General features: G+C 65.4%; 20 protein-coding genes and 1 tRNA gene. 11 read left to right on the top strand and 10 right to left on the bottom strand.

Annotated features, from left to right (window positions below; genetic code table 11):
* Positions 1-188: 188 nt before the first annotated feature.
* On the bottom strand, positions 189-1220 hold the full coding sequence (locus GUY37_RS12340; RefSeq protein ID WP_228278171.1) for a DUF559 domain-containing protein: 1032 nt from the start codon (positions 1218-1220) through the stop codon (positions 189-191).
* A 392-nt stretch (positions 1221-1612) separates the two neighbouring features.
* Between GUY37_RS12340 and GUY37_RS12335 the strand changes: the two genes are divergently transcribed.
* The 5 genes from GUY37_RS12335 to GUY37_RS12315 all read left to right on the top strand — a co-directional run bounded on the left by GUY37_RS12335 (position 1613) and on the right by GUY37_RS12315 (position 6296).
* On the top strand, positions 1613-2107 hold the full coding sequence (locus GUY37_RS12335) for an FtsB family cell division protein (protein WP_152347731.1): 495 nt from the start codon (positions 1613-1615) through the stop codon (positions 2105-2107).
* Positions 2107-2634 carry a DUF501 domain-containing protein gene (locus GUY37_RS12330; RefSeq protein ID WP_166826102.1) on the top strand — a complete coding sequence of 176 codons (528 nt, stop codon included), beginning with the start codon at positions 2107-2109 and terminating at the stop codon, positions 2632-2634. The genes GUY37_RS12335 and GUY37_RS12330 overlap by 1 nt, the downstream gene beginning before the upstream one ends.
* A gap of 8 nt (positions 2635-2642) precedes the next feature.
* Positions 2643-3590, top strand: coding sequence for a Ppx/GppA phosphatase family protein (locus tag GUY37_RS12325; RefSeq protein ID WP_166826099.1), 948 nt, complete (start codon positions 2643-2645; stop codon positions 3588-3590).
* Positions 3587-4831: a S8 family peptidase gene (locus GUY37_RS12320; protein ID WP_228278170.1), complete on the top strand. Its 1245-nt coding sequence runs from the start codon at positions 3587-3589 to the stop codon at positions 4829-4831. Before GUY37_RS12325 ends, GUY37_RS12320 begins: the two co-directional genes overlap by 4 nt.
* A gap of 91 nt (positions 4832-4922) precedes the next feature.
* The gene (locus tag GUY37_RS12315) at positions 4923-6296 is read left to right on the top strand and encodes an NAD(P)/FAD-dependent oxidoreductase (protein ID WP_152347734.1); all 1374 of its coding nucleotides are present in this window, start codon (positions 4923-4925) and stop codon (positions 6294-6296) included.
* A gap of 88 nt (positions 6297-6384) precedes the next feature.
* On the opposite strand, the gene GUY37_RS12310 is transcribed toward GUY37_RS12315, so the two are convergent.
* On the bottom strand, positions 6385-7056 hold the full coding sequence (locus GUY37_RS12310) for an NAD(P)-dependent oxidoreductase (protein ID WP_228278169.1): 672 nt from the start codon (positions 7054-7056) through the stop codon (positions 6385-6387).
* A 55-nt stretch (positions 7057-7111) separates the two neighbouring features.
* On the opposite strand from GUY37_RS12310, the gene GUY37_RS12305 reads away from it, so the two are divergent.
* Entirely contained in the window at positions 7112-7495 is a 384-nt protein-coding gene (locus GUY37_RS12305) for a winged helix-turn-helix transcriptional regulator (protein ID WP_166829734.1), read from the top strand.
* A 120-nt stretch (positions 7496-7615) separates the two neighbouring features.
* Here the strand turns inward: GUY37_RS12305 and GUY37_RS12300 are convergent, their stop codons facing one another.
* Together GUY37_RS12300 and GUY37_RS12295 are read right to left on the bottom strand one after the other, a co-directional pair.
* Positions 7616-8059, bottom strand: a complete 444-nt coding sequence (locus tag GUY37_RS12300) for a hypothetical protein (RefSeq protein WP_166826096.1) — start codon at positions 8057-8059, stop codon at positions 7616-7618.
* Positions 8060-8183: 124 nt separating this feature from the next.
* Positions 8184-8260 (bottom strand) — tRNA-Leu (locus GUY37_RS12295).
* A 90-nt stretch (positions 8261-8350) separates the two neighbouring features.
* Here GUY37_RS12295 and GUY37_RS12290 point away from each other — a divergent pair.
* Positions 8351-9670, top strand: coding sequence for an MFS transporter (locus GUY37_RS12290; protein ID WP_166826093.1), 1320 nt, complete (start codon positions 8351-8353; stop codon positions 9668-9670).
* Between the two features lie 67 nt (positions 9671-9737).
* Entirely contained in the window at positions 9738-10640 is a 903-nt protein-coding gene (gene ppk2 / locus GUY37_RS12285; protein WP_166826090.1) for a polyphosphate kinase 2, read from the top strand.
* Positions 10641-10921: 281 nt separating this feature from the next.
* Here ppk2 and GUY37_RS12280 read toward each other — a convergent pair whose 3' ends face one another.
* From GUY37_RS12280 to GUY37_RS12260, 5 genes are all read right to left on the bottom strand, one after another.
* Complete coding sequence (locus GUY37_RS12280; protein ID WP_228278168.1) at positions 10922-12097, bottom strand: TIGR01906 family membrane protein; 1176 nt, start codon at positions 12095-12097, stop codon at positions 10922-10924.
* A 161-nt stretch (positions 12098-12258) separates the two neighbouring features.
* A complete protein-coding gene (locus tag GUY37_RS12275; RefSeq protein WP_166826087.1) occupies positions 12259-13185 on the bottom strand; it encodes an AEC family transporter in 927 nt (308 codons plus the stop codon).
* 78 nt (positions 13186-13263) lie between these two features.
* Positions 13264-13581 carry a hypothetical protein gene (locus GUY37_RS12270; RefSeq protein ID WP_228278167.1) on the bottom strand — a complete coding sequence of 106 codons (318 nt, stop codon included), beginning with the start codon at positions 13579-13581 and terminating at the stop codon, positions 13264-13266.
* 119 nt (positions 13582-13700) lie between these two features.
* On the bottom strand, positions 13701-14114 hold the full coding sequence (locus GUY37_RS12265) for a YidH family protein (RefSeq protein ID WP_228278166.1): 414 nt from the start codon (positions 14112-14114) through the stop codon (positions 13701-13703).
* The gene (locus tag GUY37_RS12260) at positions 14114-14506 is read right to left on the bottom strand and encodes a YidH family protein (RefSeq protein ID WP_166826082.1); all 393 of its coding nucleotides are present in this window, start codon (positions 14504-14506) and stop codon (positions 14114-14116) included. The genes GUY37_RS12265 and GUY37_RS12260 overlap by 1 nt, the downstream gene beginning before the upstream one ends.
* 51 nt (positions 14507-14557) lie before the next feature.
* Here GUY37_RS12260 and GUY37_RS12255 point away from each other — a divergent pair, with 51 nt between their 5' ends.
* The 3 genes from GUY37_RS12255 (at position 14558) to hrpA (ending at position 20985) form a co-directional block, all read left to right on the top strand.
* A complete protein-coding gene (locus GUY37_RS12255; protein ID WP_166826079.1) occupies positions 14558-15145 on the top strand; it encodes a DinB family protein in 588 nt (195 codons plus the stop codon).
* A 243-nt stretch (positions 15146-15388) separates the two neighbouring features.
* On the top strand, positions 15389-16708 hold the full coding sequence (locus GUY37_RS12250; protein WP_208094677.1) for an Nramp family divalent metal transporter: 1320 nt from the start codon (positions 15389-15391) through the stop codon (positions 16706-16708).
* Between the two features lie 59 nt (positions 16709-16767).
* The gene (gene hrpA / locus GUY37_RS12245) at positions 16768-20985 is read left to right on the top strand and encodes an ATP-dependent RNA helicase HrpA (protein WP_166826077.1); all 4218 of its coding nucleotides are present in this window, start codon (positions 16768-16770) and stop codon (positions 20983-20985) included.
* A gap of 321 nt (positions 20986-21306) precedes the next feature.
* On the opposite strand, the gene GUY37_RS12240 is transcribed toward hrpA, so the two are convergent.
* Positions 21307-21684, bottom strand: coding sequence for a hypothetical protein (locus tag GUY37_RS12240; RefSeq protein WP_152347744.1), 378 nt, complete (start codon positions 21682-21684; stop codon positions 21307-21309).
* Positions 21685-21858: the final 174 nt, after the last annotated feature.

Genomic DNA, 21858 nt, shown 5'->3' with positions numbered 1-21858 from the left:
CCAGCAACGGGGCGGGATGAAGCTTCGAAAATCGCGCCTTTCGCGACGGTGTGCTCGACGCAACGAGAGTGTGCGACAGCAACGGTGTGGTATGCGCCAGCGGTTCGGGTGCGGCTGCGGCGCTGGAGGCGGTGCCGGAGGGGGCTATCGTGACGGACGCCCCTACGGTGAAAATGCTCGCAGCGAGGTCAGGCGGTGGCGTTCTGCGTGCGGCGGATGGCGCGGAGGATGTCATAGAACTTCGCCTCCTGGAACAGTTCCTTCCAGCTGATCCGAATCACCTGCCAGCCCTCGTCGCGCAGCCACTGCTCGCGGCGGCGTTCCTCTTCGAGCTCTTGGCGGGGGACACCTGAGCCGAGATAGAGCTTGCCGATGCCGTCGATCTCGATGATGAGTCGAGCCTGGCGGTGACAGAAGTCGACGCGGATCTCGCGGTTCACGCTGTCGGCACGGAACGTGACCTGCGGTTCCAAACCCGTGATCCCATGTTCGTAGAATCGCACAGCGGCGACCGCCTCGGCGGGGGATTCGCGACGGGAATCAGCGAGATCGATGGCCAACCTCACTTTCGCGGCGTTGCGTTTTTCCAGGCATTGGGCGAGGGTCGCGCGGATCTTCTCTCTGGTCGTCAGCTTTCGGTGCAGCGCATCGTCGATCATAGGCACCGAGACGTCGAGGTTGTAGCTGCGGGCGACGTCGATGAGTGTGCGCTCGAGCGTGGTCACTTCGGCGCCGTTGATCGTTGCGCGATGTTCTTTCGGGATGAGATTGCCGCGGACGTGGATGCTTTTGAACTTGCGATTTGTGCCTGGTCGCACGACCTCGACCTGGTGCGTGACAGGGTGGGAGATGGGCAGATTGTGGATGAGAGCCGCAGAGATGTGCGAGAAGACCTCCGGCGGTGGATTCGTCTTCGCCTCGTCGATTCTCTGATCGGCACGTCGGGCGAAATGAGCCATCACCGAGGCGTTGAGGTCGTTGATCTCGTCGCGGATGTCTCCGTGTTCGATGAAGACTTGGTGAATCTGCTCGTCTATGCTCGCCCACAGCGGGCGATGGAAGTCCTGCTCGCAGACACGCCGGACGAGATATGTGCCACGCGACAGCCGACGCAGACAGCATTGGCGGGCGCGTCTGATGTCGCCATGATTGAATCCGAGTCGAATGATGTCATCAGTGCTCAAGAGTTTGTACATGCATATAAAATGTAGTAAAAGCACATAAAAGGCAATGGAGCACGGTCAAGGTGTGGATAAGCCTGTGGAAAGAAGTCGGTTCGAGCGTGGATTGGGGCGTGAATCGGGAGCAACTGTCGAGGCTTCCGGGGCATCGGTCACTGGTCGCGGCAAAACGCCCTGCAGGAGCGGGGTGGATTGTCGCAATAGGTGAGAGATGCGTGAGCAGATGTAGGAGAAGCGGCTGCGTGGAGGAAACGGCCGTACGGGTGAGTGATGCTCTGCGGAAGGTCGGGCGAGGGGAGCAGACGTGACGGAGCAGACCTGAGATTCGAACACGCCACGGGCTCGAAATCCTCGCGCCGAGAATGCGAACACGGCACACTTGGAGATGTTGCGACACTCTTCCCCGATCCCCAGTCGCAGAGGAAAGAAGCATGGTCCCGAGCAAGCCCAGAAGAAGCGCCCCGAAATCGGCTCCTGGCAAGGCCGCCCCTCGTCGACGCCCGAAGCCGGTCATCGAAGCCGACGCCGATCTGGACGCCGAGGCGCGGGGACGTCGTATGTCGTGGCGCACGGGCCTGTTCCTTCTCGTCATCGCCATCGTCCTCTTCGCATTCCTCTCGCCATTGAACTCCGCGCTCAAGCAGGCCCAGCAGATCGCGGCCCTCAATGATGAGATCGAGACGACGAAAGCCGAGGTCAACAGCCTCGAGGAGAAGAACGAGAACCTCAAAGACCCCGACTACATCAAGCGCAAGGCCCGCGAGGACCAGTACTACGTGGAAAAGGGCAAGAACGCGGTCATCGTGACGAACCAAGAGGCCGTGGACGAAGAATCCGAGTCCGAACGGCCGGTTCGCAAGCAGGCCTGGTACCTTGAGTTGCTGGAGTCCATTCAGGAAACCGGGAACACCGTGGAGAAGAGCTGATGATCACAGAGTGCACCGAGGCGGATTTCGCTGTCCTCCGAGACCAACTCGGACGCATTCCCCGAGGCGTCGTCGGCATCGCCGCCCGCAGCACCTCCGGTGAACCCCTCGTCGTGGCCACGGCTCCGCGCCTCGAGGACGGTACGCCGTTCCCGACGACCTTCTACCTCACCCACCCCGCCTACGTGGCCGAATGCTCACGACTGGAAGCATCGGGGATCATGGCCGAATGGACCGCTGAGCTCAGCGAGGACGAAGAGCTCGCCGCCGCCTATGCCTCCGCGCACAGGGCCTACCTCGACGTCCGTTCGGAGATCGGCTCTGCAGGGGGCCTTGGCGAAGTCGAAGAGATCAAGGACTACTCCGCCGGCGGAATGCCGACCCGGGTCAAATGTCTGCACGCCCTCGTCGGCCATTCGCTGTCCGCCGGGCCCGGCGTCAACCCGATCGGTGACCGTGCGCTGTCGTTCATGAACGATGTGCCGCCCCTCGCCGAAGCCGCCGTCACCACCGAACCGACCGACTAGGACCTGCCATGCGAGTTGCTGCCTTCGACTGCGGGACGAACTCCCTGCGCCTGCTCATCGCCGATGTCGCCGCCGACGGCACCCTCACGGATCTGCGCCGCGAAACCCGGATCGTCCGCCTCGGCCAAGGCGTCGACGCCACCGGCGAGTTCGCCCCCGAAGCACTGGAACGCACCTTCGCCGTGACGAAGGAATTCGCCGAGGTGGCCGCGGAGTACCAGCCGGAGAGACTGCGATTCGTCGCGACCTCGGCCAGCCGTGACGTGAAGAACCGCGATGAGTTCTTCGCCGGGATCTTCTCGATCCTCGGGGTCGTCCCCGACGTCATCGCCGGTGAGGAAGAGGCCCGACTGTCCTTCCTCGGCGCCACCGCCCATCTCGGTGCTGCAGAGGGTCCGTTCGTCGTCATGGACCTCGGCGGCGGATCGACCGAACTCGTCCTCGGGCAGGACGAGGTCGACGCGGCAGTGAGCATGGACATCGGTTCGGTGCGCCTGACCGAACGGCACATGCCGGTCGAGACTCCCAGCGAGGACCAGATCCAGGCAGCGATCGCCGATATCGACGCTCAGCTCGACCAGGCTGCCCAGATCGTCGACTTCTCCGCCCCGCGGACCTTCATCGGAGTCGCCGGAACCGTCACCACCATCACCGCGGGCATCCTCGGGCTCGAGAGCTATCAGAGAGAACGCATCCACGGAGCACATATCAGCGTCGCCGATGTCGCAGCCGAATCCCGCAGACTTCTGGCCATGAACCGTCAGGCACGCACGGACCTGCCGTATATGCATCCGGGGCGCGTCGACGTCATCGGAGCCGGATCCCTCCTCTTCGCCCGAATCGTCGCCCGCTTCGACCACGCTGTGGCCGCCGCCGGAGGGACGCTCGACATTCGGATCTCCGAAACCGACATCCTCGACGGGACCGCGCTCGACCTTGCGCTGACGAGCTCGTGAGAGGCGCCGCCAGACTCCTCGCTGTCACGACCGTCGTCCTCGGCCTGGTCGTCGGCACCACACAACCGGTCATGGCCGCTCCGAAGGCCGGGCCAGGCCAGTGGTTCATCAAGGACTACGGAATCGACAAGGTCTGGAAGAAGTCCACCGGCAAGGGTGTCAAGGTCGCTGTCATCGACTCAGGGGTCAACACCGACCACGAAGACCTCAAGGGCGTGGTGAAGAAGTCCAAGGACTTCAGCGGACTGGGCAAGGACGGAAAGACCCCGATCGGCGGGAAGACCACGATCCACCATGGAACCGCCGTGGCCGGAGTCATCGCCGGGCGAGGAGTCGGCGCAGGCCCGACCGGAGTCGCACCGGACGCAGAGATCCTATCGGCGTCGATGTGGCTCGGTCCCGACCGTCCGAAGGAATCCGGATCGACTCGCGAACAGGCCGACGAAGCCATCCGGTGGGCCGTCGACTCCGGCGCCGAGGTAATCAACATGTCCTTGGGCTGGGACGATCCGGGCTGGCCGGAGAGCTGGGACGAATCCTTCGCCTATGCCTACGAGAAGGACGTCCTCGTCGTCGCCTGCGTCGGCAATGCTTCACAGGGGGCGACCCAGGCGTGGTCGCCGTCGACGGTGCCCGGCGTCATCGGAGTGGGCGGACTCGACAAGAACGGCAAGGTCCTCAACGACTCCACCGCACCCGGCACCGCCGTCGACCTCATGGGCCCGGCCAAGGACATCCCCATTCCGTACTACAGCGGCGGCTACGCCGAAGGCCAGGGGTGCTCCTTCGCCTCACCGGTCGTCTCCGGTGTCGCAGCACTCATCCGCGCCGAGAATCCGAAGCTCAGCGCCGATGAGGTCCGAGCCAAGCTGCAGTCGAGCGCCGAGCCGGTGGACGGCCACAAGGGCGTGAGCAAGAAGGACGAACCCGACCCGATCGTCGGTTGGGGTCGCGTCGACCCGCAGGCCGCCGTCAAGGCGAAAATGCCCAAGGACGTGTCCTCCGCCGAGGATGAGCTGGCGGATTGGGTGAAGATGCATCGCCGCGGGGATGCGAAGGCCAAAGAGACCGAAACGGCCGCCCCGGATGAGACCGAGAGTCCGAAGGCTCTCGCGCCGACTGATATCGCCGCCACGCAGTCGAGACCGATCCTCGGCTTCTCCGTCCTCGGCGCCGGTGCCCTGATCGCTCTCATTCTCGTGATCACCTCGATCGTCTTCTTCGCCCGTCGTCGCCGCTGAATCCTAGGCTCGGATCGGCTCTGATCTGGGGCGTTCGCGTCCGCGTGACAGACAATTAGTGAAAGTTTTCACAAGGGTCTAGCATGGGAATATGGCACTCATCAGAAACTCAAAACTGCGTCCACGTATCCTCGTCGTCGGTGGGGGCTCCGTCGGTCTCCTCGCCGCTCAGAATCTGCTGAAGAACCTCGGTCGGGGCGAAGCCACCGTCACCGTGGTCGACCCCAACCCGTACATGACCTACCTGCCGTTCCTCCCCGAGGTGGCAGCCGGTTCGATCGAGCCGCGTCACGCCGTCGTGCCGCTGCGCCGCAATCTGCCGGGTGCCGAGGTCATCACGGCGAAGGTCACCTCGATCAATCACGCCGAGAAGTTCGCCACCATCGAACCCGAGAACGATGAGGCCTTCGAACTCGACTACGACCACATCATCCTCGCCTCCGGTTCGGTCGCGCGTGCGCTGCCGATCCCGGGTCTGAAGGAGAACGCGATCGCGCTCAAGCGCATCGAAGAGGCCGTCGCCCTGCGCGACCACCTCCTCTCTCGCCTGGCCGACGCCGCTCTCATGGAAGATGATGAGGAGCGTCGCAAGGCTCTGACCTTCGTCTTCGTCGGCGGCGGCTTCGCCGGCATCGAAACTCTCACAGAGCTTGAGGACATGGTCCGTTCGGCCATCGCCCAGTACGAGACGCTGACTGAAGCCGATGTCCGCTTCGTCCTCGTCGAAGCCCTCGAGCGCGTCATGCCCGAGGTCGGCGAGGCTCAGGCCCGCTGGGTCGTCGAGCACATGCGCGAACGCGGAATCGACGTCTACCTCGAGACCTTCCTCCAGGACTGCACCGACAAGCACATCAAGCTCTCGAACGGTGAAGAGTTCGACGCCGACACCATCGTCTGGTCCGCCGGCGTCAAGGCCAACCCGATGCTCATCGACTCCGACCTGCCGATCAACGAGCGCGGAAATGTCACGGTTCGTGCCGACCTGCGGGTCGAGGGCGAAGACGGAGTCGTCGAAGGTGCGTGGGCAGCCGGCGACAACGCTGCGGTTCCCGACCTGTCCGGCGGCGGCGTGGCAGGCTTCTGCGTGCCCAACGCCCAGCACGCCGTGCGTCAGGCTCCCGTGCTGGCCGCCAACGTGCTCGCGGCCCTGCGCGGAGAGACCGAGTTCAAGCAGTACTTCCACAAGACCATCGGGACGGTTGCCGGTCTGGGTGTGTACAAGGGCGTCTCGCAGATGGGCGACTTCGAAGCCCGCGGAATCCTCGCCTGGCTCATGCACCGGGCGTACCACGGCTACGCCATCCCGACCGTGGACCGCAAGGTCAAGGTCTTCGGCAACTGGTTCCTCAACGCCGTCCTCGGCCGCGACGTCATGCCCCTGGCCGACCTCGACGTCCCGCGCAAGAACTTCGTCGAGGCCGCCAACTCGAAGCCGGCTCCGAAGAAGGAACCTGCCAAGGCCTGATTCGAGGCAGCCGGCGCCATCCGGCGACACGCCCTGATGAGACGACTGACGCCGGGGATGCAGATGCATCCCCGGCGTCAGTCTCGTCTTATCGGTTCGCCACGGTGAATCGGGCGTCGATGTGTTTGGGGTCGGCGATCTCGTCGACCATGGCCACAGCGAAATCCTCGGCAGAGATGAAGTCGCCCGCGGGCACCTCGAGTTCGGAGCTGTACTTTCCGGTGCGCTCACCCGGGCCGATCTCCGGGGCGGGGGGGATGAGCGTCCACGGTGAGGGGTTTTTCGCACGCAGCAGCTCGAGGGCCTTCGTGCCGGTCTCGGCCTCTGCCTTGTAGGCGTCGGGGAAGCCCTCGGTGTCCTTGAGCATCGTGTCCCCGGCGAACAGGGAACCGGCACCGCCGACGATGAATAGGCGGGTGTCGCCGCTGGCCTCGGCCAAGGTGGCGAGTGCGTCGAGCCATTCGTGGTGGTCTCCGCCGGTCCGGCTGGGCCCGGTGGTCGAGACGATGACATCATGCTCGGCGGCCATGCGCGCAGCGAGATCGGCGTCGGCCATATCGCCGGTGAGCGAGCGGCTGGCTCCTGCCACCTCGGTGCCGGAACGGGTGAGGGCGGTGACCTCGATCCCGCGGTCGGCCGCCTCGGCGACGACGCGAGAGCCGATCATTCCCGATGCTCCAAAGAGTGCGATCTTCATAAGAGTCTCTCCGTTCTTCGTGCGGCGCAGCGGCGATGCACGGTGGAAGTCGTAGTCTGACATTCCTAAGGTATCTTTGGGATATCGAGTACCTCAAAGATACTATTGGGGTATGGCCATGAGAGTTCACTGGGAAGGCGACGCCTTCGATCCCGAGTGCCCGACGCGAGTGGTTCTCGACCGAGTCGGGGACAAATGGACTGTGCTCATCGTCGACATCCTCGATTCGGGTCCGAAGCGGTTCAATGAGATCCGTCTGGCCATCGGCGGGATCACCCCGAAGGTGCTGACCTCGACCCTGCGCTCCCTCGTTGCCGACGGGCTCGTCGACAGGGAGGTGTTCGCTGAGGTGCCGCCGCGTGTGGAGTACTCGCTCACCGGCCTCGGGCGGTCGCTGCAGGAGCCTGTGGCCGCACTCCGGAAGTGGGCAGAGGCCAACGTCGCTGAGATCGCCGAGAACCGGGAACGCCACGATGGAGCACACATGTCCGCACCTGAGTGAGAGTTCCCGTGAACGCAGCGTCGAATGTTCCGCCGTTGAAGGCGAAGTCGTGTGACTCCTCCGCGATACGCAGGGTGCCTTCGCCTTCCGAATCGCCTGGGCAGCTCAGCGAGAGGATGGTCAGGCTCGGGTGAGTTCTCCGAGCACGGTGACGAAGTCGCGCAGCGTTCCGGCGACGCGGTAGGCCCGAGGCGACCCGGTGTACACCCAATTGTTCGTGATTATCGAGGCGCTGCCGCCGTTCGTCGCGGTCTTGAACTCGGCGACGTCGAGCGTCGCCAGATGATCGGCGACGAGGCGGCCACGCAGCTCCGATCCCATCTGCACCCAATGATCGGCAGCCTCGAAGTCGACCTCCGTCCAGTGCCCGCCGGCCTCGCGAAAAGCGGCCGGACGGCCATGCAACGGGACTTCGGTCGCGGTGGAGTCGTCGGCCCCACTGGGGGAAGCCGCCTCGGGGGAGGCGATGATGACGGCGGGACCCTGCTGTGCGCGGGCGAGATCGTCGTCGACGGTGGCGATCGGCTGCGGGGCCTGACCGGGGCTGAAAAGAAGGAACGGCATAGGACGATCATGCCGCAAACGGCGCAATTCGGCGATCTCAGTCGGTATGCAGTCGAGGCGAAGACTCCTCGGGGGAGGATTGCAGAAGGTCCGTGGCCGGTCATCGCTCAGCATCGGAGAAGAATGGTCCCCCCAGTGGGACTCGAACCCACACTGAATCGATTTTAAGTCGACTGCCTCTGCCGATTGGGCTATAGGGGGAATGCTCAGAACACAGCTTATCGGCAAACCTGGGCCACCGCGATCTGAGACATTCCGCGAACAATTCGGCCTCACGGCTAACCTGGAGCGATGACGTCGAACGGACCGATCCGGCAGGCCTGGGTGATCCTCGTCGTCGGTGTCCTCACGCAGATGGCGGCGACCATCGCGATCGCCGGACCTGCCTTCCTCATCCCGTATATGCACTCCGACCTCGGGTTCACACTCACTCAGGCCGGCACCGTCGCTGCCGCACCGAGCTTCGGACTCATCCTCACCCTCATCGCCTGGGGCGCTTTTGCCGACCGGTGCGGGGAACGGTTGGCCATGACCTTGGGGATCGGGCTGACCGCCGTGTTCTCGGCCGCCGCGGTCCTCGTCGTCGACTCGCCGATCTGGATGGTCATCGTCATCGCCGCCTCCGGTGCTGCCGCCGCCTCGGTGAACTCGGCGAGCGGACGCGTCGTCATGGGCTGGTTCCCCCGCCACCGCCGCGGACTGGCCATGGGCATCCGCCAGATGTCCCAACCCCTGGGCACGAGTGTGGCCGCCGTGACCATCCCGGCGATCGCCGCGACCGGCGGATTCCCCGCCTACCTGTGGTTCGTCGCCGCCGTGACCGGCGTACTCGCCCTCATCTGCTTCGCCCTCATCCGCAACCCACCGGACCAGACCCCCACCCGCGCCGAGGTGGCCGACTCCGACCACGCCCACGAACCTGACAGCGCAGCCGCAACTGACCCAGCCGATCCGGCAGGGGCGGGCCAAGGACAGCCCGAACCGGGAACCGCCTCGGCGGGGGAGGAGAAGCCCAGTCCCGCCTCGGCGATCAATCCCTACCGCAGCGACTCCTTCCTGTGGCGGATCCACGCGGTCTCCGCGTTCCTCGTCGTTCCGCAGTTCGCGTTCTCCACCTACGGCCTCGTCTGGCTCATCGCCGTCCAAGGGATCGGAGCGACAACCGCCGGAGCGATCGTCGCGGTCGCGCAGATCGTCGGCGCGGTCGGCCGCATGGTCGTCGGCGGGCTGTCCGACCGCACCAGCTCCCGTGTCGGCCTTATGCGCCTCGTCGCCGTCGCCGCGGTGATCTCCGTCGCAGCCATCGCTGTTCTGTCACTGACACAGCTGCCGGCTCTTGCCGCCGTCGTGTTCGTCCTCGCTTCGGCCGTGTCCGTGGCCGACAACGGTCTGGCCTTCGCCTCCGTCGCCGAGGCGGCCGGGTCCCGCTGGTCGGGCAAAGCATTGGGAGCCCAGAACACGGGGCAGTTCGTCATGTCGGCTCTGCTCGGTCCCGGATTCGGTGCCCTGGTGACCGCCTTCGGCTATCCGCTGTCCTTCGGCATCATCGCACTCGCCCCGCTGCTGAGCATCGGCATCATTCCCAGACGGGACATCGATCGCATAACCTGATATTCACCTGGGCACGCTAGCGTGCACGAGGCACGTTACCGTGTCGTCATCGAAAGGGAAGGGTCTCGTGAACAATCTGTTCCAAGAGAATCTGCGGGAGTACATCGACAAACTCCGCCTCGAAGGCTATGCCGTCGAGGACAGCCAGACCACGGATCCGCATCTCATCGACCCCATGGGCCGGGCCGTCGAAACGTGGCGGGAGGGGTATCCGTACGACGAACAGATGGACCGCGAAGAGTACGAACTCGAGAAGTACAAGCTGCAGGTCGAACTGCTGAAGTTCCAATACTGGGGCCAGGACACCGGTGCCAAACACGTCATCGTCTTCGAGGGCCGTGACGCCGCCGGCAAGGGCGGGACGATCAAGCGCTTCACCGAACACCTCAACCCGCGTGCCGCCCGCGTCGTCGCTCTGAACAAACCCTCTGACCGCGAAGCCGGCCAATGGTACTTCCAGCGCTACATCGCCCACCTGCCCACGAGCGGGGAGATCGTCATGTTCGACCGCTCCTGGTACAACCGGGGCAACGTCGAGAGAGTCATGGGATTCTGCACCGACGACGAGTACGAGACCTTCATGGAACAGGCCCCCGTATTCGAGAAGATGCTCATCGACTCCGGCGTCCATGTCACCAAGTTCTGGTTCTCCGTGACCCAACGAGAGCAGCGCACCCGGTTCGCGATCCGCCAGATCGACCCGGTGCGGCGGTGGAAACTCTCACCGATGGACCTCGAGTCCCTCGACCTGTGGGACGACTACACGAAGGCCAAGGAAGAGACGTTCCGTCGCACGGACACCGACCACGCACCGTGGATCACGATCAAGAGCAACGACAAGAAACGCGCCCGCCTGCATGCGATGCGCTACTTCCTCAACCAGTTCGACTACGAGGACAAAGACCCCTCGGTCGTCTTTGACGCCGACCCGCTGCTCGTCCGCCGCGGCCGCGACGCCGTCGACGACTAGTTCGGCGGTCTTCCACTGTCACCGAGGCGGGGGATCGGTGGTCCGGTCAGCGTGCCTGTCTCCTGTGGGCGGATCCACCGCGAAATCCGCTCCGAAATCGAAGTGGATCCACCCACAGGAGACGCCACAGCCGAGACACGGAGATCGGGGATCGTTGGTCCCGTCGACTGACTCCGGACAGGAATTCGGCCGGGTGGAAGGGGAAAGACCACCCGGCCGGAACCGTGGAGCGGGACTCTCACCCGCATTCGATCGCAGAGACTCAGCTCAGTCGCACAGACTCAGACCTCTGCTTCGGCGTCCCTGCGCGCCTTACGCAGCGCCCGACGCTTCTTGTGACCGGCGAAGCTGAACAGGAAGAGGAGGATCGCCAGGAGCACGAACAGTCCTCCGCCTGCGATGCCCGCATCGACCCAGAACTGGGGCGGGAAGAGGCGGATGAGCGAATCATCGGCGTAGAACTCCCAGGTCCCATCCGCGAAGAACACCTTGTGGAATCCGCGGAAGAAGCTGTCCCAGCCGAGCACAGCGACAACGGCGACAGCTGCCATGAAGATGATGCTGAAGATCGAACCCAACCGCACGCCTGTGTGGATGCCCGAGCCGCCCTTGCGGCACATGTAGAGCCCGAAGAGCACAGATCCGATGATGCCGACGAGCGCCACGAGGTAGAGCAGCGAGATCAGGCCCTTGACGTCAGCCATGTGGCTGAGCTCTTCGGAGATGAAGATCGGCTCCCCGTTGGGCATGACGATATCAGCGAGGTAGCGCCGGGAATCGAAGTTGTGCAGATAGTCGATGACATAGGTCCCGTAGTGCTCACGGTCGGCGGCACTGAAGCCGAACTGATCGGCCGGGAACCCGGGCCGGAAGTACTCGAACTTGAGGAAGATCCCGGAGGCGATGAAGCGCACCGCCAGGGCCAACAGGACGAATGGAGTGGCGAGCATGATCCAGATCGTGCCGATGACATCGAGGACGGACCGGCGTCGCTCGGGCACCTCGGGGTCGCGGGCATCGGTCGACGTCGCCGCCTTCGACACTGCGGCCCAATCGGCTTCGCTCATCACCGCGGTGCGAGCGTTCTGCGGCACCTCACGCGTGGCTCCGGTATCCGTCGCGGCTGAGGTCGCGGCGGCCGAATCCGCGCCGGCGGTCTTCTGCGCGGCGTTCTGTTCGGCGGCGCGCGTGCTCGCGGTCGCGGGCTGAGAGTGCGGATTCGTCGAATGGGCGGGAGTCACCCTCACCGGGCCCGTCTGGGGCTTCGCGTCCGCGGAATGCTTGGGGGCATCCTCGGCGATGGGATCCGTGATCGGATCGAACGCCTCGGTGTCGGTCGAGGGATCATTTGCCGCCTCCAGAGGAGCCTGCGACTGCTTATCGGCAGCACTGGCAGACCCTGAACTCATCCGCCTGCTCAGGAGGTCTTCGGTCTCGTTCTTCTCGTCTCTGGACACATTCCCATTGTCAGTGACCACGGGGCCCAAGCCGGGGAGGACACGCCACGGCGGCGGATTTCACCGGAGCCCTCGCCGAGGCGGGGCTGCGGTGATCCTCACCGTGACGGTGAGGGCGGGGCCGGGGTGGGGCCCGCCGTGTCGGTGTGGGACTTGTCGGGTCAGCCGAGGAGGGCGGCGATGACGACCAGTGCTGGGACGGACAGGACTGTGGTGATGAAGACGGCATCGCGCATGAGCGCCTCGGACTGTCGGTACTGCATCGAGTAGATGTAGACGTTCTGCGCGGTCGGCAGGGCGGAGGTGACGACGATGGCGAAGAGGTCGATTCCGTCGTAGCCGAGCAGGGGACCGCCGATGGCCCAGGAGATGAGCGGTTGGACGATGAGTTTGGCGCCGGTGATAAAGCTCAGCTGTGCGCGGCTGCCTTTGACGGGGATGCCCCACCCGTCCTTGAGCGAGATTCCGAAGGCCAGCAGGGCGCCGGGGACCGCGGTCGCGCCGATCATGTCGATGGGTTCGAAGATGAACCGCGGCAGTTCGAAGCTCGTCGCCGAGGCGGCCACTCCGGCCGCCGCGCCGAGGACGATGGGGTTCTTGAGCACTTGGAGGACCGCGGAATACCAGTGCGAATCATGCTGCTTCTTGCCGGCCCCGTCGAGCACGGCCATGCCGATGGGAGCGAGGACGAGCAGCTGGAAGAGCAGCACGGGGGCGACATATCCGATGTCGCGCAGCACGTAGGCGGCGATCGGGATGCCGAGGTTGCCGATGTTGACGTAGCTGGTCGCCCAGGCGGAGAACATCGCTTCACCGGTGCTGCGCCGCCGGATCCACTTGGTGAGGACGAAGAGGGCGGCGCCGACGATGAGCGCCGAACCGCCGGTGGCGAAGAGGGCGGTGTTGAAGATCAGCCCGAGATCGGTCTCGGCGACCGTGACATAGAGCAGGGTCGGGGTGCCCGCATAGAAGACGAGCTTCGCGATGACCTGCTGGCCGTGGGGTCCGAGAACGCCGGAGCGGCCGAGGACGAACCCGACCAGAATGACTCCGGCGATGACGGCGAAACCTTCGAATACGGCCAGCATGGGCTACTCGGGTTCCTCGCTTCCTGCGTCTGCGACGGTCGGGGTCGGTCCGGGGCGGGATCAGCCCAGGACTGTGTGTCAGTCCGCCTCGGCGGTATCGGAGACGACATAGGACGCGGCGGCGCTGACCGCGCTGACGGCGAAGACGGCCGGCCAGGCGCCGATCTTCTTCGCCAGCGGGTGGGAGGCGCCGAACCCGCCGAGGTAGGCCAGACTCAGCCCGGTTGCGGCCGGCCACCCCTTCTTCACATACCAGGAGCGGGCGGCGTAGGCGCCGGCCGCGGCGAGGACGACTCCGCCGAGAGGGCGGATCCCGGTTTCGCGGGCGGTGAGGAAACCGCCGATGAGGCCGACGGCGACGAGTGGGGCGGTGGAGACTTCGCGTGCATCCTTCATGCGCACCAGTTTAGGCGTGCAGGTCAGCGGCTCGGACGGCGGTCTCATAACGAGGAACGCACAGCGGGTGGGAAAGGTGCGGGTCAGGGAGCCTGCGTGGGTGCGCGGGGGGTGGAGGCTCAGAGCAGGCTGATCTTGATGACCGAGGCGATGCTCAGGATCGCGATGAGGCACACCGAGGTGGTGAGGAAGGCGACGGCCCACGGGGTCGGGCGGCCGCGTTCGGCCCGGATCGAGACCGAGCCGAGCCGGTAGCGCCTGACCTGCATCGCGATCGCGACGATGGCCATGCCCATGCAGACGACGAAGATCGCCACGGACCAGCCTTGGAAGACGTTGATGAAGCGCATGAAGACGAGGCTGACGACCGTCATCGTCAGGCTCGTGCGCAGCCATGACTGAACGGTGCGTTCCGGCTGCAGCGCCGGATCGGCATGCGGCTGCGGGCGGGGACTGCGCTGAGCGGGCCGGGGCAGTCGGGGGTGCCGATGCGGTGAGGGCTCTGACGCCTGGGGCCCGGTTGACTCCGACATCACAGCAGGCCGGCGAACACCAGGACGAGCAGACCGGCGCCCAGCGCCGAGGCGAGGCTGACGATGGGGATGATGAGCGGCAGCGGCAGCGAGGTCTTGCGGCGCATCGCCGATTCGATGCGATACCAGCGGACGGCGGCACCGGCCGCGAGGATGAACCCGATGACCATGAGCACGATCGACAGGGTCGCGCGCAGACCGGTGGTGAAGATCTCCGAGGTGAAGGCCTCGACGGCGATTCCGCCGCCGATGAACGCCAGAGCAGTGCGGATCCAGGACAGGAAGGTCCGCTCATTGGCCAAGGTGAAGCGGGGATCGGGATCGACGCCGTCGGGGAAGACCCGACGGGCGAGGCGGCTGCGGGAATCCTGCGAAGAATTGTCGTCACTCACCCTTCGAGGATAACGGTAGACGGTGCGGGGCGGGTGTGGAACCCTGAGCTCATGAGCGACGACGAGACGATGAAGTCCCTGCTGCGACGGTCCCTCCACCGGGGCCGCGATAACCTGCGATGGAAGCTGTCCGAGCTCGACGAGAGATCGCTGAGGTGGCCGCGCACCCCGACCGGATTCAACCTCCTCGGCGCACTCAAACATATGACGCAGATCGAGATCGTCTACTTCGGCGACACTTTCGGCCGGACCTGGCCGAACCCCGAGGAGGTCGTCACCGACGCCGATATCGACCAGGACCCGCAGGCCGACTGGTGTGCGGCCGAGTCAGAGACGACCGAGTATCTGCTCGACCTCTACACCCGCGTCGCCGACTTCGCCGACGAGACCATCGACGACCTCAGCCTCGATTCTCCCGGACGGGTGCCGCATTGGCCGGACGGTCGTGACAAGACCACCCTGGGGCAGATCATGGTCCACGTCCTCGTCGACCTCACCCGTCATCTGGGCCAGATCGACATCGTCCGAGAAGGCATCGACGGGGCCGCCGGACTGTCCGAGGCGGCTTCGAACCTGCCGCCGGCAGCCGACCGTGCAGCGTATCTCAAGCGTCTGCGAGGCATCGCCGACCGGTTCTGAAACCGGGCACCAGATGCCGCTCCGCTGGGGCGGGGTGCGCAGAACGACTCTCGACGCTCACGATCCCAATCGCCTGCGTACGATCCCAATCGCGGGCGTTACGAATGTCACAGCAGGCGGTCCTGTCGAATATCATGTCCAGAGACAGACGGAGACCGCTGCGCCGCCGTTGTCGGCAGGATCCCCGCGTGGGGCGATCCGCGACCGGGATCGCGCACGGCCGAAGACGAAGGTTGAAACAGCATGAGCGAGAACACTCACGGACCCGGCGCCTCCGGAAGCGACCCCGAGGCAGTGTCAGGCATCGAAGAGGCCTCCGGGCCTGCCAAATGGAAGGTCATCGGCCCCGGTCTCGTCGTCGCTGCCACCGGTGTCGGTGCCGCCGATATGGTTGCGACTCTTGTGGCCGGCAGCCAGTTCGGCTACGGACTGCTGTGGGCGGTGATCGTCGGCGTCATCCTCAAGATCGTCCTCGTCGAAGGGGCCGGCAGATTCAGCCTCGCGACCGGAAAGACGATCTTCGAAGGCTGGCGTTCACTCGGCCGCTGGACCACGTGGTATTTCGGCCCGTACATCATCATCTGGGGCTTCGTCTACGGAGCGACGGCCATGAGCTCGGCGGCACTGCCGCTGGCCGCGCTCTTCCCCGGACTCAACCTCACCGTGTGGTCGGTGCTCATGGGACTGGCCGGATTCGCCATGGTGTGGTTCGGCCGCTACGCCGTGTTCGAGAAGATCACCGCCGTCCTCGTCGGGATCATGTTCATCACCGTCGTCGGACTCGCGATCATCGCCGCCCCGAACATTCCCGATATGCTCACCGGACTGATCCCGCTCATCCCCGAAGGCGGAGTGATCTACACTCTCGCGCTCGCCGGAGGAGTCGGCGGAACCATCACCCTGGCCGCCTACGGGTACTGGCTGCGTGAGAAGGGGTGGCACACCCCGAAGTGGATGCGGGTGATGCGCATCGACAACTCCATGGCCTATGTGATGACGGGAATCTTCGTCATCGCCATGCTCGTCGTCGGTGCCGAGGTCGTGCGTGCGGCAGGCGTGTCGATCTCCGCCGACGACAAGGGACTGCTCGAACTCGCCGACGTCCTCAAAGCCCGCTACGGCGATGTCGTGGGCATCGGATTCCTCATCGGCTTCTGGGCCGCCTCGTTCTCCTCGATCATCGGCGTGTGGAACGGAGTGTCGCTGATGTTCGCCGACTTCTGGGGCCATATGCGCAAGAAGCCGGGCGGACACCCGGACACGCTGACCGGGGGCAAGTACTTCAAGTTCTATGTCCTGTGGCTGACGTTCCCGCCGATGCTGCTGTTCATCCTCGGCAAGCCGATCGGCCTCATCCTCGCCTACGGCGTTCTCGGGTCGCTGTTCATGCCGTTCCTCGCCATCACCCTCCTCGGCCTGCTCAACGGCAAGAAGATCCCGAAGGAATGGGCGAACAAGCTGCACACGAACATCGCTTTGGCGATCACCGCACTGCTGTTCATCATCCTCGGCGTCCAGCAGCTCTACTCGGCGCTGGCCCCGCTGTGGGGCGGCGGAAGCTGAGCCGGACTCCGCACCGTCGTCAGGTGCTGCCGCGGGGTTGACGCTAAGCTGGGAGGGCAATGGCAGAAGAGAACCCCACCCCGTCGACCACGCCACCGGGTCAGACTCCGCAGCGGCCGCCTCGGCGCCGGAACACACGACGAACACCGTCGGGGCGTTCGCAGCAGCGACGCAAGTCCACGGCAGCCCGCCACCAGCAGCGCCGGGCCCGTCTCAAGGACGCCCGGGCCGCCCACCCTGTGACCGTCACGTACCCCGAGGATCTGCCGGTCACCGCTGCGAAGGACGAGATCGCTGAGGCGATCCGTGACAACCAGGTCGTCATCATCGCCGGTGAGACGGGATCGGGAAAGACCACCCAGCTGTCGAAGATCTGCCTCGACCTCGGCCTCGGGATCGACGGACTCATCGGCCACACCCAACCCAGGCGCATCGCCGCCCGGACCGTGGCCGAGCGCATCGCCGACGAACTCGATGAAGAACTCGGCAACACCATCGGCTACCAGGTGCGATTCACCGCGCAGGTCGCCGAGTCCACGCGTGTGAAGGTGATGACCGACGGCATTCTGCTGTCCGAGCTCTCGCGCGACAAACTGCTGCGCGACTACGAAGTCATCATCATCGACGAGGCGCACGAACGCAGCCTCAACATCGACTTCCTCCTCGGCTATCTCAGGGAAGTCCTCGACAGACGCCCCGACCTCAAGGTCATCATCACCTCGGCGACGATCGACCCCGAATCGTTCTCGGCTCACTTCGACGATGCTCCGATCATCTCCGTCGAAGGCCGCACCTTCCCCGTCGAGGTTCGGTACCGACCGCTCGGCGACGAGGTCGCCGATGACGATGTCGACGGTCCCGGCGAATCCGGGAACTACGAGGCCGGAGTCGAGGAGCAGACCGATGGCATCATCGCCGCCGTCGACGAACTCGCCGCCGAGGCCCCCGGTGACATCCTCGTCTTCCTCTCCGGCGAGCGAGAGATCCGTGACACCGCCGACGCCCTGACCGACCACCTGCGCAGACGTCCGCGGATGAGCAATTGGGAGGTCGTGCCGCTGTTCGCCCGACTTTCGGCCGGGGAACAGCAGAAGGTCTTCCAAGCGCATTCGCGACCCCGCATCGTCCTGGCCACGAACGTCGCCGAGACCTCGCTGACGGTGCCGGGAATCAAATATGTCATCGACGTCGGCACCGCCCGCATCTCCCGCTATTCCAACCGCACTCGGGTGCAGAGGCTGCCGATCGAGCGGATCTCCCAAGCCAGCGCGAACCAGCGCAAGGGCCGGTCGGGGCGCACCAGCGACGGCATCTGCATCCGGCTGTACTCGGAGGACGACTTCGAGTCACGCCCCGAGTTCACCGACCCGGAGATCCTGCGCACGAACCTCGCCAGCGTCATCCTGCAGATGGCTTCGCTCGGATTCGCCTCGAGCGATCAGGAGATCCTCGACTTCCCGTTCCTCACCCCGCCGGAGGCCAGGGCTGTCCGTGACGGACGCACGATGCTCACCGAACTCGGGGCGCTGACCAGTGACTCTGCTGGGAAGATCCACGTCACCGAGATCGGTCGGAAACTCACCGTGCTGCCGATCGACCCCCGCCTGGCCCGGATGGTCATCGCCGGTGCCGAAGCCGGCTGCGGGGGAGAGGTCACCGTCATCGTCGCCGCACTGTCCATCCAGGATCCCCGGGAGCGGCCGGCCGAGGTCCGTGCCGCCGCCGATGAGAAGCACGCCCGATTCACCCACCGCGGCAGTGACTTCCTGTCCTACCTCAACCTGTGGAATTACCTGCAGAGCCTGCAGGCGGACATGGGATCCTCGAAGTTCCGCCGCCGCTGCAAGTCGGAGTTCCTCAACTTCGTGCGCATCCGCGAATGGCAGGACCTCGTGGGCCAGCTGCGCTCGCTGCTCGGCTCGGCCGGGATCCGGATCGAGAAGTCCGTCTGGCAGCCGACCGCCGCGGGGCTCGCAGCGGAAGGGCCCGATCTCAGGGCCGACGACGGCAAGGCGGCCGTCTCCGAGGCTGCCGAGGGTCCCGGCCGTGGTGCGAACGGCTCAATCGGATTCGCCGAACTCAGCGCCGCCAAACGCAGCGTGAAGAAACACGGAGCGACCGGCCCGGCCGGGCAGAACGGGAAACAGGTGGCCGCAGCCAGACTCGACCCGCATGCCGCCGCCATCCACCGGTCCCTGCTCACCGGACTGCTGACGATGATCGGCTCACGGTCGGAGAGGCACAAGGACTATCAGGGCGCCCGCGGCACACGCTTCGCCATCTTCCCCGGATCCGGGCTCTTCAAGGTCAATCCGGACTTCGTCATGGCCGCCGAGCTCGTCGAAACCTCCCGGCTGTGGGCACGCACCGTGGCCGCGATCGACCCGGACTGGGTCGTCGAAGCCGCAGGCGAACTGGTCACCCGCCAGCATTCGGACCCGCACTGGTCGACGAAGGCCGGCGCCTCGATGGTGTACGAGAAGATCTCCCTCTACGGAGTCACGCTCGTCAGCGACCGCCGCGTCGGATACGGACACATCGACCGAGAAGCCGCACGCGACGCGTTCATCCGCAAGGGCCTCATCGAAGGCGACTGGCACGAACGCTTCGGCTTCCTCGACCACAACGCGGCCGTCATCGAGGAGGCCGAGGAACTGGCCTCGCGGACACGGAATCGTCGCGTGCTCGACCAAGACGATGCCCTCTTCGAATTCTTCGATGAAAGGATTCCGCCAGGCATCACCTCGGCGGCGGACTTCCGGGGGTGGTGGAAGAAGCAGAAACGACGGGACGCGCACCTGCTCGACCTCACCACCTCGGTGCTGCTCAGCGATGACAGTGAGGAGCTCACCGCCTCGGTGGCCTCGGACTTCCCGATGGAATGGGAACTGGCCGACGGCACACAGGCGAAGCTGCGCTACTCCTTCGATCCCGGAGGCACCGAGGACGGAGTGACCGTGGAGATCCCCGCCGAGGCGGTGCCCGTGGTCGACGCGGACGAATTCAGCTGGCAGGTACCCGGGCTGCGCGAAGAGCTCGTCGCCGCCTATATCCGCTCACTGCCGAAGAACAAGCGCCGCTACTTCGTTCCGGCCCCGGACGTCGCCCGCGAGATCCTGCCCGCGCTCACCCCATACCGAGGGAACCTGCCGGACGTGCTTGCCGCGCATCTGAGCGAACGCGCTGGCGGGGGAGGGCTGAACGACCTCGTGCCGATCACGGTCACCGCCGCCGATTTCGACCGATCGCGCATCCCTGCTCACCTGCGGCTGACGTTCCGCGTCGTCGACGGGAAGACGACCGTCGGCCTCGGGGAGGACCTGGCCGCACTGACGACGAAGGCCAGACCGCAGGTGCGCAAGGCCCGGCAGAAGGAGAGCGCGTTCACCTCGCAGACCGGATTGACGGACTGGTCGTTCGGTGAGCTGGCCGATCCCGACCAAGCTGCGGCCGGTGTCGTTCCGGGGCTCGCAGACCGGTCGACGTCGGTCGACCTCGTGGCCTTCGACACCGCACCAGAAGCACGTTTGGCCACGCGAGAAGCGATCATCACCCTGCTGGCGCAGCACACCGGTGAAGCACTGAAATACCTGCAGGACGGGCTGACCACCCAGGAGAAGCTCATCCTCGCCGGTCATCAGAAGACCGCCGACGAGCTGCTCAGCGGCCTCATCAGGGTCGGGATCCGCGGACTCGTCGGCGACCGGTTGGGTCCGGCAGAGACGTCGTGGGTGGCCACCGCCGATGAGTTCAAACGGCTGCGTCAGGACGTCGACGCCGGGCTGCCGGTGACCTGTTCGTCGCTGCTGCCGTTCCTGATGAAGGCACTCAAGACGGCGACCGAGCTCGACAGGCTCGTGTCGAAGGCCTCCTCGTTGGCGATCCTTGCCAATCTCGCCGATGTGCAGGCGTGGAGGGCCACGCGGACGAGTGCCGCGGCGATTGCGGCGATGACTCCGCAGATGCTGCGCGAGCTGCCCCGCTGGGTGCGGGCCGAAGTGGTGCGCATCGGCGGAATGCAGGATTCGCCGATCCGCGACAAGCAGCTCATGGACCGGGTGGCCGGCTGCGGCGATGACGTGGTGAAGAAGATCGGCAATCGATTCCCGGCGCTGGCGAGGGCTGAATGGTCGCAGCTCATCGCCTCCCTGCCTGAGGCGTGGCTCGAGGTCGTCTCAATGCTCGAAGAGCTGCGAGTGTCGCTGTTCGCGAATTCGCTGGGCACCGCGCACCCGGTGTCGGAGAAGCGCATCGCGAAGGCCCTCGCTCAGCTCTGACGTGGGTGCTCGCGTGCGGCTCTGAGCATCCCTCACCCGCAGCGGCACAACGACCCGCTGGGGTGGTTGGTCGTATGGTCTTTTGCCCCGCGATTCAGGCATCCCTCACCGGTCGCGGCTCAACGACTCATTGCTTCGGGGCGTTATGGCACGAACGGTGATGGATGCGCCACCACCTGTAGGAGAAGTCGACTGCGGTAGGGAACGCCGCGACGTGTAGGGAATGCCGCGAAGAGTAGGCAGTGCGGGACGCTGGGTGAATAGGCGGGGCGTTGGGTGCATGGTCGGTACCCGCCGAGGCGGCAGCGAGGCGGAAGGTGTCTAGATGGGCTGGGCGCCGCTGAGGAGCCAGTCGATGACTACCCACAGCGGCAGGGCGGCAGCGGCGAGAAAGGCGGCAGCTGCCCACCAGATGCGCCAGCTCCAGGTGCGTCGTCGAGTGCCGATGAAGAGGAAGGCGATGAAGAAGATGACGCAGAAACCGCCCGAGAGGCTGGCCAGGACATAGCCGGTGGCCTCCCACCCGGAGGTGCCGAGGTCGAAGAGGTATTTCGTGATCTGAGCGATCTGCAGTGACAGCCAGATATCGGCCGCGAGCAGCGGGACGCCCAGGATCCCCGCGATGATGAGCGGTAGGGCTTTGAGCCAGCGTTCCTTGGGCTCCGAACGGCCGGCGTATTCGACGAATTCCTCAGACATCGCACACCAGCATATGGGCAGATTCCGACAGGACGCTGGACGCACCGGCGACAGGATGAGCGACCCACACAGACCGAACTTCGAACCCCCGGCCACCTGGGAACAGCGCCCCCGGCCACCTGGGAACAGCGCCCCCGGCCACCTGGGAACAACGGCCCCGACCGGCTGTGAACA

Origin of the sequence: Brevibacterium limosum (assembly GCF_011617705.1) — a bacterium.
In the GTDB taxonomy this organism is placed as follows: Bacteria; Actinomycetota; Actinomycetes; order Actinomycetales; family Brevibacteriaceae; genus Brevibacterium; species Brevibacterium limosum.
This window is presented reverse-complemented; position numbering and strand designations above follow the sequence as displayed.

What these genes read in the sequence shown, in the direction of transcription:
- hrpA (WP_166826077.1), top strand. Translation starts at nt 16,768, where the DNA reads ATGGCAGAAGAGAACCCCACCCCGTCGACCACGCCACCGGGTCAGACT.
- GUY37_RS12265 (WP_228278166.1), bottom strand. Translation starts at nt 14,114, where the DNA reads ATGTCGGAGTCAACCGGGCCCCAGGCGTCAGAGCCCTCACCGCATCGG.
- GUY37_RS12240 (WP_152347744.1), bottom strand. Translation starts at nt 21,684, where the DNA reads ATGTCTGAGGAATTCGTCGAATACGCCGGCCGTTCGGAGCCCAAGGAA.
- GUY37_RS12305 (WP_166829734.1), top strand. Translation starts at nt 7,112, where the DNA reads ATGAGAGTTCACTGGGAAGGCGACGCCTTCGATCCCGAGTGCCCGACG.
- GUY37_RS12270 (WP_228278167.1), bottom strand. Translation starts at nt 13,581, where the DNA reads ATGAAGGATGCACGCGAAGTCTCCACCGCCCCACTCGTCGCCGTCGGC.
- GUY37_RS12250 (WP_208094677.1), top strand. Translation starts at nt 15,389, where the DNA reads ATGAGCGAGAACACTCACGGACCCGGCGCCTCCGGAAGCGACCCCGAG.
- GUY37_RS12335 (WP_152347731.1), top strand. Translation starts at nt 1,613, where the DNA reads ATGGTCCCGAGCAAGCCCAGAAGAAGCGCCCCGAAATCGGCTCCTGGC.
- GUY37_RS12275 (WP_166826087.1), bottom strand. Translation starts at nt 13,185, where the DNA reads ATGCTGGCCGTATTCGAAGGTTTCGCCGTCATCGCCGGAGTCATTCTG.
- GUY37_RS12330 (WP_166826102.1), top strand. Translation starts at nt 2,107, where the DNA reads ATGATCACAGAGTGCACCGAGGCGGATTTCGCTGTCCTCCGAGACCAA.
- GUY37_RS12325 (WP_166826099.1), top strand. Translation starts at nt 2,643, where the DNA reads ATGCGAGTTGCTGCCTTCGACTGCGGGACGAACTCCCTGCGCCTGCTC.
- GUY37_RS12300 (WP_166826096.1), bottom strand. Translation starts at nt 8,059, where the DNA reads ATGCCGTTCCTTCTTTTCAGCCCCGGTCAGGCCCCGCAGCCGATCGCC.
- GUY37_RS12255 (WP_166826079.1), top strand. Translation starts at nt 14,558, where the DNA reads ATGAGCGACGACGAGACGATGAAGTCCCTGCTGCGACGGTCCCTCCAC.
- GUY37_RS12315 (WP_152347734.1), top strand. Translation starts at nt 4,923, where the DNA reads ATGGCACTCATCAGAAACTCAAAACTGCGTCCACGTATCCTCGTCGTC.
- GUY37_RS12290 (WP_166826093.1), top strand. Translation starts at nt 8,351, where the DNA reads ATGACGTCGAACGGACCGATCCGGCAGGCCTGGGTGATCCTCGTCGTC.
- GUY37_RS12310 (WP_228278169.1), bottom strand. Translation starts at nt 7,056, where the DNA reads ATGTCAGACTACGACTTCCACCGTGCATCGCCGCTGCGCCGCACGAAG.